General features: G+C 55.6%; 11 protein-coding genes. 5 read left to right on the top strand and 6 right to left on the bottom strand.

The genetic code is table 11. The features are described from left to right. Positions 1-2: 2 nt before the first annotated feature. The gene (gene dsbD, locus IBX51_RS00345; RefSeq protein WP_291827349.1) at positions 3-1,892 is read right to left on the bottom strand and encodes a protein-disulfide reductase DsbD; all 1,890 of its coding nucleotides are present in this window, start codon (positions 1,890-1,892) and stop codon (positions 3-5) included. A gap of 142 nt (positions 1,893-2,034) precedes the next feature. On the opposite strand from dsbD, the gene IBX51_RS00340 reads away from it, so the two are divergent. From IBX51_RS00340 to pdxB, 3 genes are read left to right on the top strand one after another with little or no spacing between them, the layout of a single operon-like run. Next, positions 2,035-2,625, top strand: coding sequence for an elongation factor P hydroxylase (locus tag IBX51_RS00340; RefSeq protein ID WP_291827346.1), 591 nt, complete (start codon positions 2,035-2,037; stop codon positions 2,623-2,625). Then, positions 2,622-3,902, top strand: coding sequence for a DEAD/DEAH box helicase (locus tag IBX51_RS00335; protein ID WP_291827343.1), 1,281 nt, complete (start codon positions 2,622-2,624; stop codon positions 3,900-3,902). The genes IBX51_RS00340 and IBX51_RS00335 overlap by 4 nt, the downstream gene beginning before the upstream one ends. A gap of 22 nt (positions 3,903-3,924) precedes the next feature. After that, entirely contained in the window at positions 3,925-5,079 is a 1,155-nt protein-coding gene (gene pdxB, locus IBX51_RS00330; RefSeq protein ID WP_291827341.1) for a 4-phosphoerythronate dehydrogenase PdxB, read from the top strand. An 80-nt stretch (positions 5,080-5,159) separates the two neighbouring features. Here pdxB and htpX read toward each other — a convergent pair whose 3' ends face one another. From htpX to IBX51_RS00315, 3 genes are all read right to left on the bottom strand, one after another. After that, positions 5,160-6,041, bottom strand: a complete 882-nt coding sequence (gene htpX, locus IBX51_RS00325; protein ID WP_291827339.1) for a protease HtpX — start codon at positions 6,039-6,041, stop codon at positions 5,160-5,162. Positions 6,042-6,134: 93 nt separating this feature from the next. After that, positions 6,135-6,608 (bottom strand): hypothetical protein, encoded by a 474-nt coding sequence (locus IBX51_RS00320; protein WP_291827336.1) that lies wholly within the window; start codon positions 6,606-6,608, stop codon positions 6,135-6,137. A gap of 11 nt (positions 6,609-6,619) precedes the next feature. Continuing rightward, positions 6,620-7,834 (bottom strand): pyridoxal phosphate-dependent aminotransferase, encoded by a 1,215-nt coding sequence (locus IBX51_RS00315; protein WP_291827333.1) that lies wholly within the window; start codon positions 7,832-7,834, stop codon positions 6,620-6,622. 252 nt (positions 7,835-8,086) lie between these two features. Here IBX51_RS00315 and IBX51_RS00310 point away from each other — a divergent pair, with 252 nt between their 5' ends. Both IBX51_RS00310 and IBX51_RS00305 read left to right on the top strand, forming a co-directional pair. Beyond that, positions 8,087-8,572 (top strand): glutathione peroxidase, encoded by a 486-nt coding sequence (locus IBX51_RS00310; protein WP_291827331.1) that lies wholly within the window; start codon positions 8,087-8,089, stop codon positions 8,570-8,572. Between the two features lies 1 nt (position 8,573). Further along, the gene (locus tag IBX51_RS00305) at positions 8,574-9,038 is read left to right on the top strand and encodes a MarR family winged helix-turn-helix transcriptional regulator (RefSeq protein WP_291827601.1); all 465 of its coding nucleotides are present in this window, start codon (positions 8,574-8,576) and stop codon (positions 9,036-9,038) included. Here IBX51_RS00305 and IBX51_RS00300 read toward each other — a convergent pair. Beyond that, entirely contained in the window at positions 8,989-11,334 is a 2,346-nt protein-coding gene (locus tag IBX51_RS00300; protein WP_291827328.1) for an ATP-binding protein, read from the bottom strand. The genes IBX51_RS00305 and IBX51_RS00300 overlap by 50 nt on opposite strands. 48 nt (positions 11,335-11,382) lie before the next feature. Beyond that, entirely contained in the window at positions 11,383-12,153 is a 771-nt protein-coding gene (locus IBX51_RS00295) for a hypothetical protein (protein WP_291827325.1), read from the bottom strand. Positions 12,154-12,281 lie beyond the last annotated feature (128 nt).

Genomic DNA, 12,281 nt, shown 5'->3' with positions numbered 1-12,281 from the left:
ATTCAGCTTTCCTGAGCAACCTTGTCGAGATGCTCCAGAAATTGGCGCCGGTTCATCTCGCCAAGCACTCTGGCTTCCTGCAATTCTTGTCCGTTGTTGCGATAGAACAAAATGGCCGGCGGCCCGAACAACCCCAGTTCATTCAACAGTGACTGTTGTGCCGGGGTGTTGTCGGTCATGTCAATTTGCAGGAGCGTGTAAGGCGCAAGCGCCTGAATCACGTCCTGATCACTGAACACGTTGCGCTCCATAATTTTGCAGGAAATACACCAGTCGGCATAGAAATCGAGCATTACCGGCTGCTGATTGGCCTTGGCCTGTGCCAACATAGCTCGGATCTGCTCGGGATCCTCCACTTTTTGGAAGTTGGCGTGGGCGGGAATGCCGCCCTGCAATGAGCCGGCGGAGGCCACAAAGGGTGCCAGCGGACGCAGTGGGTCGTTGGCACCACTGACCGCACCGGCCAGCAACGCCAGACCGTAGGCAAACATGACCAGCCCTAGCCCTTTTCGGGTTCGTTGCCAGCCAGCCTTGGCGGCATCAAACGCGCCCAGCTGAACGCCGGTGATGGCGATCAACAGTCCCCATAACGTCAGGGCGGCCCAAACCGGTATGATCCGCTCGACCAGCCAGATTGCAACGGCGAGTAGCATTACACCGTAAAAATGTTTGACGGTGGTCATCCAGTGACCGGAAGTTGGCAGTAGCTTTCGCCCCCCCACGGCCACCAGAATAAGCGGCACACCCATGCCGAGGCCCAGTGACAGCAAAGCAACGCCGCCGATGACAGCGTCTTGAGTGGTGGAAATGTAGAGCAGGCTGCCTGCCAGCGGAGCCGATACGCAGGGTGAGACGATCAGCGCAGACAAAGAGCCAATGCCAAAAATGCTCACCACTCGGGTGCCGGTCAGTTTTTGGCTGGCATCGTTCAGTGATTCTCGTATGAATCGTGGCAACTGGATCTCGAACAGGTCAAACATTGACAGTGCGAACAGCACAAACAAGGTTGCAAAGACACCCAGCACCCAAGGCGACTGAAGTTGGGCCTGAAGGTTAAAGCTGGCACCGAGCAGGCCGGTAATCACGCCTGCAGCGGCGTAGGTGAGGGCCATCCCCAGGACATAGCTCCCGGACAGCAGCAGAGCGTGCCCGGTCGTGCGCGTGTTGTGGCCGGACACCATGGTGGAAATGATCGGTACCATCGGCAACACGCAGGGGGTGAACGTCAGGCCCAGACCAAGCAGAAAGAACACGCCGGCGATCATCCAGATGGATTGGCTGGACAGGAATCCGGCCAATCCGGTGGCGGTTGATGTGTTGTTTGAAGATGCCAGTGCGCTGGTGCCAGCGACGCCATCGGTTGCTCCCGTGACAGGCGCACCCTGGCCTTGACCGGGGTAGTACAGTACGTCACGGGTCTGGGGCGGGTAACAGAGGCCCGCTTTCGCGCAGCCCTGATAGGTGACTTGCAATTCGGCTTCTCGAACACCTTCGGGCAGATTGACGGCAACCCGGGCTTCAACGGGGTCAAAAAAGACCATCATTTCACCGAAAAATTCGTCTTCGGTCAGAGTGCCCGGCAATGAGAACTCAGGCTCGCCAAGCGTAACGCCTTCGGTGACCGGAGTGACCTGTATCCGGCTTTTGTAGAGGTAGTGTTCCGGAGCGATGTTCCAGGACAGGATCACGGCACCGTCGTCGGTGCGATGGTTGAAGGGGAGCGCTTCATCAACGGGAAGAAATCCGCTTTGTCCGCCGCCGAAGAATGAGCCTCCAGAGCTGCCAAAGGCCGTAGCCGGGCCAGGTGTGAACGCCATTATCGCTGCAAGCAAGATAAGCGTCGCAGTCAGCAGTCGGCGGAACAATCCGGGGGAATCGGAAAAAGCTGTCATGAATCCTTCGCTATCCTGAGTTACAGAATTGAATAAGGAGCCTATGGTTAGCTCCTGAGTGATCACGCAGCCTGTGGACCCGAATACAGAGGCAAAGTTCCCTCTGGTATTGCCCGCTTTAAAGTCGCACAATAGCCAACCGATGAATCACAATCCAGACGATCTTATCATGCTGTTCAATGACCTGTTTCGGGAATCGTTCCGGACGATCCTGGTCAAGGGCAGTCACGAACCGGAATATTTGCCTGTCAGCGAGCCCGAGGGTGTCGCCAAGGTTGTTTTTGCCCACGGTTTTTTCGCCAGCGCCCTTCACGAAATCGCTCACTGGTGTCTGGCCGGTGAGCAGCGACGCACACTGCACGATTACGGATACTGGTATTGTCCGGATGGCAGAAGCGTTGAGCAACAACGGGCTTTTGAGCAGGTAGAGGTCAAGCCTCAGGCCATTGAATGGTTGTTTTCCCTCGCGGCCGGCTCACGCTTTCACATCAGTGTGGACAATCTTGCGGGCAGTGGCGCCGCCGATGATGCGTTGTTTCGTCGCAACGTGTGCGACCAGAGCGCCCGGTTTCTGGCTGAAGGGCTGCCACCCAGGGCTCAGCAATTTTTTGATGTACTCTCATCGTTTTACGGAACCGCCGACCGCATTCGGGAAGTCTGGTATCAAGACCGGGCACGGGTAATGCGCGCGGCGCCCGAACATGACCAAACAAGGATAACTGAAGCTCTATGACATCTGACCTAAAGCACGCCAGTGATTTGCGATTCAGCGAACTCAACCTGGACCAACGCCTGCAGGACGCCATCACCAAAATCGGGTTTGAATACTGCACGCCCATTCAGGCAGAAACCCTGCCCTGGACACTGGCGTGCGAAGACCTGATCGGACAAGCTCAGACCGGTACCGGAAAAACCGCTGCGTTTTTGATTACCGCCATTCAAACGTTACTTGAAACGCCTGTGGACGAGAAAGACCGCTTTGCCTCCGAGCCCCGTGTGTTGGCTCTGGCTCCGACACGGGAGCTGGCCATGCAGATTGCCAAAGATGCAGAGCAGCTTTGCCATTACACAGGCCATAACGTGGTGACGGTGGTTGGAGGTATGAATTACGACCAGCAGCGTGAGCAATTGCAAAACGACGTTGTTGACATCCTGGTGGCGACGCCAGGCCGGCTGATTGACTTCCTTGGCTCGCAGGATGTGTTTCTGGATCAGCTCGATATCCTTATTCTTGATGAAGCCGATCGCATGCTCGATATGGGTTTTATTCCGGATGTCAAACGCATCATTCGCAAGTGTACCCCTAAGGAAGACCGCCAGACTCTGCTGTTCAGTGCCACCTTCAACCAGGATGTTCTTAACCTGGCCTCCATGTGGACATGCAATGCCGAGTTTGTAGAAATCGAGCCTGAACAGAAAACCGCAGAACGGGTAGAGCAAACGGTGTATCTGGTGTCGGACGACGCCAAGCTACCGGTGTTGGTGAACTACCTCAAGCGCCCGGAGGTCGAAAAGGCGATTGTGTTCGCTAACCGGCGGGATCAATGTCGGGATCTGGAAGAGGATCTTAAAAATCAGGGCGTTAAGGTTTCGCTCATGTCTGGCGAGATAGCTCAGAACAAGCGCCTGAAAACTCTGGATCAGTTCAAGAAAGGCGAGATTCAGGTGTTGGTGGCAACCGATGTCGCCGGTCGAGGCATCCACGTTAACGGCGTCACGCACGTGTTCAATTACAACCTGCCCGAAAATGCCGAAGATTATGTGCACCGGATCGGTCGAACCGGCCGCGCGGGTAAGACCGGCGTGTCGGTCAGCTTTGCAGGAGAGGATGATTCGTTTCTGCTGCCGGCTATTGAAACCTACATCAGCCAAAAGCTGAAGACGGCGGTGCCGGAAGAAGAGCTAATGGCGCCGATGGATAACGCGCCCATTACCCGCAAGCGGGGCGGTCGCCGGCCGCAGAGTGGTCGAAGCCCGGCGGGGCGCGGCCAGCGCCCCCGGCGCAACTGATCGCGCGGTTGGAGAGTCGTTCATGTTGATCGTTGCAGACGAGAATATCCCTCTACTGGATGCTTTTTTCGGGGACATGGGTGAAATCCGCCGTGTTACCGGCCGAACACTCACTCGTGAGCAGGTTGCCGATGCCGATGTGCTGCTGGTGCGCTCGGTCACTCGAGTCAATCAGGCGCTTCTGGAGGGTAGCCGTGTTCGCTTTGTGGGCACTGCCACCATCGGTACGGATCATATTGATCTTGAATGGCTTGCGTCTCAAGGCATCCGCTTTGCGGCGGCACCGGGCTGCAATGCCACAAGCGTGGCAGAGTATGTCTTGTCTGTCGTTTCCTTGTTTGCCGAACGACGTGGTCTGGCCGATTGGACGGACCTGAGTGTCGGTATTGTCGGTGTGGGCAATGTCGGTGGTCAGTTGGCGCAGATGCTGGAAAAGCTGGGCTTTGAGGTGCGCTTATGTGACCCCCCGAGACAACAAGATGAGCCCGAATCAGATGTGCCCTTTGTCAGCCTGGCAGATGCCCTGGAATGCGATGTGGTGACCTTGCATACGCCGTTGACTCGGCAACTACCCCATGCCACCCATCACCTGTTGTCTGAGCCTCAGTTAGCGATGATTGGGCCCGAGCAGTTGCTGATCAATGCGGGGCGGGGCGAGGTGATTGATTCCGTGGCCTTGCTGCGCCGACTTGAGCAAGCCGATGCCCCGCTGGTTGTGCTCGACGTTTGGGAGCGGGAACCCGGTATTAGCCCGGATCTGGTCGACAAGGTCTGGTTAGCGACCCCACATGTTGCCGGTTACAGCCTGGAAGGCAAAATGCAGGGCACGGAAATGATCTATCAGGCCATGAGCCAATCCATGGGCTTGCCAGTGCGGAAAAAAGCCGGTCAGTTTTTACCAGAGCCAGCCTTGAGCAAGCTCTCATTTACCAGTGCTGCAGAGGAGGACAGGGCGCTTCGTACGGCACTCCTTGCTTGCTATGACCCCAGAGCGGACGATGCGCGGCTCAGGTTGGCCATGAAGGGAAATACGGCTGAAAGAGCCGCAGAATTTGATCGGCTTCGACGTGATTATCCGGTACGCCGAGAATGCTCCAGCGTGAAAATCCAGTTGAAAGGCACCAGTAAGTCACTTCAGGACGGGTTTCGGGCTATGGGATTCAAACTGAAACTCTGAGCGTCGTGGTTGGGCTGACCATAAGAAAGAGAAAGGGGCGCAGGCAGCGCCCCTTTTCCGTGAATGGGAGTTGGCCTGGATCAGATCCTGGCATTTTGCAGTGCTGCGATCCGGTCTTCCAGTGGAGGGTGTGTCATGAACATCGCCGACAGACCTGAGCGGGCACCGCGGTTTATGCCAAAGGCCTGGAGTGTATCGGGCATTTGATCAGGGACTTCACTTTCCTGTTTCAGTCTCGCCAGGGCACTGATCATGGCGCCGGTTCCGGCAAGCTGAGCGCCGGCAATGTCGGCCCGGAATTCCCGACGGCGAGAGAACCAGAACACAATGGTGCTGGCCAGTATGCCCAGGACAATCTCGGCAATGATACTGACCACGAAAAACGCGATACCGTGGCCATTTTCGTTCTTGAACACCACTCGATCAACAAACGAGCCAATCACCCGAGAGGCAAAGATGACAAACGTGTTTACGACACCCTGAATCAACGCCAGAGTAATCATGTCGCCGTTCGCAACGTGGCCGATTTCGTGACCAAGGACGGCTCGAATTTCGTCTTTGTTGAAGCGGTGTAACAAGCCTTCACTGACCGCGACCAAAGAGTCGTTTTTGTTCCAGCCGGTCGCGAACGCATTAGACTGGGTTGCCGGAAAGATCGCCACCTCTGGCATGCCAATGCCGGCTCGTTTTGCCAGATCGGCCACGGTATCCACCAGCCAGCGTTCGGCAGGTGTTCTTGGGGTGTCGATGACCCTGGCCTTGGTGCTCCATTTCGCCATGGGCTTGGAGATCAGCAGTGAGATGATCGCACCAGCAAAACCAAAGACCGCGGCGAAGGCAAGCAAGGAACCGTAGTTGATGCCTTGTTGCGCCAGATAGCTATCAACGCCAAGCAATCGCAAGGTGAAACTTGCAACGAGGATAACGGCCAGGTTGGTGGCCAGAAACAACATAATCCGCATAGCTTATTCCCGTGTTAACGTTCCCTGAAACTGTTTGCCTGTCTGACCGATAGTTGTGGTACGGGTTCTCCGCTTCAAGTAGCTTACCTCGATTTAATGAATCCGTCCGTCGTTGCTGTCTGTAAAGAAGGCGGACTGGACGGCAAGGCTGATTTGACTTGAGCTGCCGCTCTTGAACGCGGACCGCAACAGATGAATATATGTGGACAGATCCTTTTGCACAGAGACCGGCAGTTCTGGCTCAGACATTGGTTCAGTTAAGGCTCTGACCAGGGCCATTGGTGCGGGCGAGCTGAGCCGGGTGAAGGCATCGCGGGTCAGAACCACCTGATCCAATGCCTCCTGCCGAATGGTGTCAACATAACGGAGCAGACCCTCCTCGGCCAGCCAGAGCAGGGTGCCAAAACAGGCCATGTGCCGCTTGCTGTGAAGCCCAAACTCATCGGGTTCGTCCGGCCCTGCAATGTCTTCTACAAACAGGTTGATCCGTCTTGGAAAGGCGGAATAGAGCTGGATCATTGCGATCGCAACGTCCTTGTAAAACTCTTCGACGTGGATATCAGCCATATCAACTCCGGTTACTGGCGGTAATGCTCCAGAAAGTTTCCGAGACGGGTCATGGCGTCCTCAAGCGTGTCTTTTCTGGGCAAAAACACTACCCGGAGGTGCTGTTTGTCATCAATATTGAAGGCAGAACCCTGCACCAGCAGGATTTTTTCCTGCAGCAACAGATCGAGCACCAGCTTTTCGTCGTTGACCACCGGGAAGTGCTTCGGGTCGAGTCTCGGGAAAAGATACAGTGCGCCCTGGGGCTTCACACAACTGACACCGGGAATGTCGTTGAGCATGCGCCAGGCGATCTCTCTCTGCTCGTAAAGACGGCCAGCGGGGGCGACCAGGTCGTTGATCGACTGGTAGCCACCGAGCGATGTCTGGATTGCCAGCTGCGCAGGCACATTGGCACAGAGCCTCATGTTAGAGAGCATTTCGATGCCCTCGATCAGGTCTTTTGCCCGGTGCTTGGCACCGCTGATAATCATCCAGCCCGAGCGGTAACCCGCTGCCCGATAGTTCTTGGACAAGCCGTTATAAGTAAAGAACAGGACGTCGTCAGCCAGCGAGGCAATCGACGTGTGCTGGGTGCCGTCGTACAGGATCTTGTCGTAGATTTCATCCGACAGGATCATCAGGTTGTGTTGTCTTGCCAGCTCGATAACCTGGTGCAGGAGCTCTTCGGAATAGACCGCCCCGGTCGGGTTATTAGGGTTGATCAACACAATAGCCCGGGTGCGCCGGGTGATCTTCTTTTTAATGTCGTCGATATCCGGAAACCAGTTCTGCTGTTCGTCGCAGCGGTAATGTACCGGTTTGCCACTGGACAGGGTAACGGCGGCGGTCCACAGCGGATAATCCGGGGCCGGAATAAGCACCTCGTCACCGGTGTTAAGCATCGCCTGCATGGACATCACAATCAGTTCGCTGACGCCGTTGCCAAGGAAAATGTCATCAATGTCCACCTTGGCGATGCCGCGCTGCTGGCAATAATGCATGACCGCCTTGCGGGCGGAAAACAGACCCTTGGACTCCACATAACCCTGAGCCTGATGCATGTTATAGATGACGTCTTGCTGGATTTCTTCTGGAACATCCAGTTCGAAGGCTGCCGGGTTACCAATGTTCAGTTTCAGTACGCGATGACCTTCCTCTTCGAGGCGACGGGCTTCACGCAGAACCACACCACGAATTTCGTAACATACGTTGTCGAGCTTGGCGGATTTAAAGTAATTCTGCATGGGGTACTGGCGTCCTTAACAAACGGTCTGAAAGAGATTCTGGCAAAACGGAAGCTACCCATTCTAGCGGAGGGATGGCCTGGGGCAACAGGGGCAATTGTGGGGAATTGTGGCCAAATCCGGATAGTTTGCGGTGGTTTGTTGAGATGACGTCTGATGTATGGCCTGAGAAGCGTTGGAATTCATCTGGTTTTGTCAAATAAAATTGTGCACAATGTAATCTTCGTTGTCAGCCATAACCGGAGTGAGTGTATGTCAGATGAAACCATCTATCAGTTCAGTGCCCGCGATATAAAGGGTAATGAAACCGCAATGGCGGATTATCAGGGCAAGGTTTTGCTGATCGTTAATACCGCATCTAAATGCGGTTTTACCCCTCAGTTTGAGGGTCTGCAGGCGCTGCATGACCAGTTGGGCGACAAAGGCTTTGAGGTGCTGGGTTTTCCTTGTAATCAGTTTATGAACCAGGATCCGGGCAGTGATGATGCCATCAGTCAATTCTGCTCTTTGAACTATGGTGTCAATTTCCCGATGTTTGCCAAGGTCGACGTGAACGGAGAGGGCACGCACCCACTGTTCAACTTCCTGAAAAAAGAGGCAAAAGGCTTGATGGGGTCTGAGAAAGTAAAATGGAACTTTACGAAGTTTCTGGTTAACCGTGAGGGGCGGGTTGTGCGACGTTACGCACCAACGGCGAAGCCGTCCGACATCCGTGCAGACATTGAAAAACTGCTCTGACGTGGCCGTCGGAGACGACGTTCTGGGGCTGGATAACCAGATCTGCTTTGCGCTGTACGCGCTGAACCGGGCGGTGACCGCCCGGTATCGTCCGTTGCTGACAAAGCTGGACCTGACCTACCCACAGTATCTGGTGATGCTGGTGCTCTGGGAGCGAGAGCAGGGTGAGCCGGCTCGGGTATCGGATGTGGGCGATCGTTTGCGGCTCGACAGTGGCACGCTGACACCGCTTTTGAAGCGTCTTGAACAGCGGGGGCTGGTGATCAGACGGCGGCAAGCGGGTGACGAGCGAGTGGTGCGCCTGGGACTGACCGAGGCTGGTTGGCAGCTTCGGGCTGCTGCTCGTCAGGTGCCTGAGCAGCTTTTGTGTGGTCTGGATGTCGACCCGCAACGACTGATTGCGCTCCGGCAGGAGCTCAGGAGTCTGCTTGCGATTCTGGAGGCGCCGGCGTCCAGCGATCAATGACGGCTTTCAGATCGTCCCGTTTATAGGGCTTTGTGATGTAATCGTTCATGCCCGACGCGAGGCACTCCTCCCGATCTCCCTGCATAACATTGGCGGTAATGGCAATGATGGGCAGGTTCTGCCATTGAGGGTTCTGCCTTATCGCTCGAGTCGCTGCATAGCCGTCCATGACGGGCATCTGGCAATCCATAAGAATCAGATCGTAGTGATGTTTCTGAAGTGCGTCTAGCGCACGTTGGCCGTTTTCCGCGTGGTCAACCCGATGGCCGAGTTTCTTCAGCAGGCTACTGGCGACCAGTTGATTGACCTGATTGTCTTCCACCAACAGCAGCGACAGAGGTCGGGTGTTATCTGCGGTCTCAATGGTTTGATCTGCGGGCGTTCCGTATTCTGGGCCTGACAGCTTCGCCGCTGAACACAGGCACTGGTAAAGATCATCTCGTCGCAGAGGCAAGGAAAGAATGTACTGTCCGGGTTGGCTGCTGCTGAACGTTGCTGTTGTATCTGCCAGCACCACCCCCACGCCGCTCCAGCCATCGGCAAAGGCTTTGGATTCGGCGTCTCCGGGTTCTGCCGCCACCAATAGAATGCCTTCCGGGTGCCGGCTGGCACTTCGCACCGGTATCGCCCAGGCTCGCAGTTGTGATTCCAGAGCCAGTCGGTGAGGGTGCGCGGGAGGAATCGCCATGGCGACGCCAACCTTGCGGAGCTGGGTTGCTGCCCCCTCAGGTAATGTCGGATGGGCTGGCTCGTTGATGGGGACGGGCAGGGTAACGGTAAAGTGGGTGCCCGAACCTTCGCTGGAGTCCACCATGATCTGGCCATGCATTCGCTCGACCAGCTGACGGCAAAGCGTCAGCCCCAGGCCGGTACCTCCGTAGAGCCGAGTGGTGTCAGAGTCAGCCTGAGAGAATGGGGAAAAAATACGATGCAGTCCGCTTTGTGACATGCCAATGCCGGTATCTATCACTTCCAGGCGCAGACTGCCGCCCGAACAGGAGGTGCGCACACGCACACTGCCATCATCGGTGAACTTGATTGCGTTACTCAGAAGATTGTTGAGAATCTGACGGGTCCGGGTTGGGTCGCCGAGGAATTGCTCGGGCAACATCGGATCGGTTTCGTTGACCAGGTGAATGTGTTTTCGGCGCGCCTGTTGTGCGTGAAGCGTGGCGCACTCCTCAACCAGATGTCGAACACTGAACGGAATGCTCTCAAGGCTCAGCTTGCCGGCTTCAACTTTTGAAATGTCGAGGATGTCATTGAGCAGCCCCAGCAGGCTTTCGCCCGCATTCAGGGCAATCTTCAGCTGATTGCGTTGGCCGGCATCGCGCTCGCTTTCAAGGGCCAGTCCCAGCATCCCCAGCACGCCGTTCAGGGGTGTGCGAATCTCGTGGCTCATGCTGGCCAGGAAGTTGGCCCTGGCCCGCGCCCGGCGAACAGCATCTTCTTTGGCCCTCACGAGGGCACGGTTACCCCGTTGCAGCGCCTGATTTTTCTCAGAAATTTCTCGGGTTCGGTCTTCAACTTCCTGTTCCAGCTGAGTGGAATAGTTCTTCATGGCGCTTTCGGCGGCCTTCAGTTGTGCCACGCTGCCTTCCATACTCTCCAGATGCTGGTTGATGATGCCCACCATGGTGCCAATTTCATCAAAACGATGATTTGGCGGCACCGGAAGGCGCACTTTTTCAGGCGTGCTGGCCCTGACCTTGCCTAATGCCTCAATGACGCTGAGCATCGGTCGGGTCAGCACAAAGTAGAATATGGCCAGCAGGACGGCGGATAACACCAGGCTCTTGAACAGGCCGATCAGCAGGGTGTAGGTGGCCCGCTGAATGAATTGCAAGCCGTAATGCCAGGTGTCGATGGTCACGACAAGCTGGCCCAGGGGCAGGTCTTGCAACTGAGGTACACGCAGTTCGGAGCTGAATACCTGGCTGGTACCAAACAGCAAGTCGCTGGACCAGCGGTAACGGGATACCGGGCTGCTCTCACTTGCCGCCGACATGGTCATGCCATCGCTGTCCAGAATTCGGGCATCGACCGTCGCAGGGTGTCGCAGGAGGCCATCCAGCAACTCTTCGGCTAGCCGAACATCAATGTTGTAGGCAATCTGGGACGCAGGGCTATTGCTGATCTCAATCAGGGCCTGGATATCCCGCTTCATGGCGTCTTTGGCTGAAAAATAATCAAGGGTAATCTGAATCACGTTCAAGACCAGGCCCAATGCCATAGCCACCAAAACCGTGTCGCGGGTCAGGCGGTAAGACAGTCGTTTCCCGGAGTTGTTAAACACGGTGCAAGATCATCCCTGTGACTGGTCAGTGGGTAGAGAGCGTGAACCTCAACTGTCGTAATCAGCCTTTTTCTTCCAGGAATCGTCATCCTGAAGGAAGTTGTCCCATTCACGGTCCAGCTTGGCGTGGCCTTCGGCATCGGTGTTGCCTTCGACGATGCTCGCCTCAAGCTCCTTGATTCGAGTCCGGAAGCTTTTGACCGCTTTCATGGCCAGCGGGTTATCTTTTGATTTGCCAAGCTCGGTGCTCGCCAGATGATAAGCGTGGACAGCCTTACGGATCTGATTCTGTCGGATATAGTCGCGGGCCTGAAAAACGTGCAAGTCGGCGTGGGTTTTGTGTACCAAAAACAGGACGTGTTTGAGATTCTTTTTGGCGGTAGCGGTATCAATGCGCCCGGCCTTGTGCATTGTTTCAATCATCTTGAACAGGTTTTGTAACAAGTCCTTGATGTAGGTTGCTTTCTCAGGTGAGTCAATTTTCACCGGGGGGCGGTCATCGGTATTCTCAAGGACTTGCTTTTTGGTTTGTTTGACGGCCTCGAGCCATTTATTGACGGGCTGATCGGTTTTCAGCATGACCAGCTCCTGGCACGCGTCTTCCATGCGTTTGAGGAGTAAAAGTTTGAGGTCAGGGGTCAGGTATTGGCCCGGAATCTCTGAGATCAGGCGGTTGGCCCGATTGTAGAGGTCTTCCTGGGTGGTCATCTTACGCACCCGTTCAATCCGGGCTTTCTCACGCATCTGGCTGATAACAATAATAGCCAGCGAGATGGCGACGATCGCCCCGAGCAGTAGCACAATGGTGGTTGCGTCCATGGTGTTGGTATTGGCTCCGGATATCAGTGAGCGGGCGGCCTGGCAAGCCAGTCTCTGGGTTTTGATGTTATTGGGTAACGCCCTGAAAGCCTAGCAGAATTATGGGCACTCGTCCGTTTCTAGTTGTA

Source organism: Marinobacter sp. (genome assembly GCF_014859525.1).
In the GTDB taxonomy this organism is placed as follows: Bacteria; Pseudomonadota; Gammaproteobacteria; order Pseudomonadales; family Oleiphilaceae; genus Marinobacter.
The sequence above is the reverse complement of the archived record's forward strand: the minus strand, read 5'-3'. Positions and strand labels throughout refer to the sequence as shown.

Bases quoted from the DNA above. Each gene is read 5' to 3' on its own strand.
- dsbD (WP_291827349.1), bottom strand. From the start codon at position 1,892: ATGACAGCTTTTTCCGATTCCCCCGGATTGTTCCGCCGACTGCTGACT.
- IBX51_RS00340 (WP_291827346.1), top strand. From the start codon at position 2,035: ATGAATCACAATCCAGACGATCTTATCATGCTGTTCAATGACCTGTTT.
- IBX51_RS00335 (WP_291827343.1), top strand. From the start codon at position 2,622: ATGACATCTGACCTAAAGCACGCCAGTGATTTGCGATTCAGCGAACTC.
- pdxB (WP_291827341.1), top strand. From the start codon at position 3,925: ATGTTGATCGTTGCAGACGAGAATATCCCTCTACTGGATGCTTTTTTC.
- htpX (WP_291827339.1), bottom strand. From the start codon at position 6,041: ATGCGGATTATGTTGTTTCTGGCCACCAACCTGGCCGTTATCCTCGTT.
- IBX51_RS00320 (WP_291827336.1), bottom strand. From the start codon at position 6,608: ATGGCTGATATCCACGTCGAAGAGTTTTACAAGGACGTTGCGATCGCA.
- IBX51_RS00315 (WP_291827333.1), bottom strand. From the start codon at position 7,834: ATGCAGAATTACTTTAAATCCGCCAAGCTCGACAACGTATGTTACGAA.
- IBX51_RS00310 (WP_291827331.1), top strand. From the start codon at position 8,087: ATGTCAGATGAAACCATCTATCAGTTCAGTGCCCGCGATATAAAGGGT.
- IBX51_RS00295 (WP_291827325.1), bottom strand. From the start codon at position 12,153: ATGGACGCAACCACCATTGTGCTACTGCTCGGGGCGATCGTCGCCATC.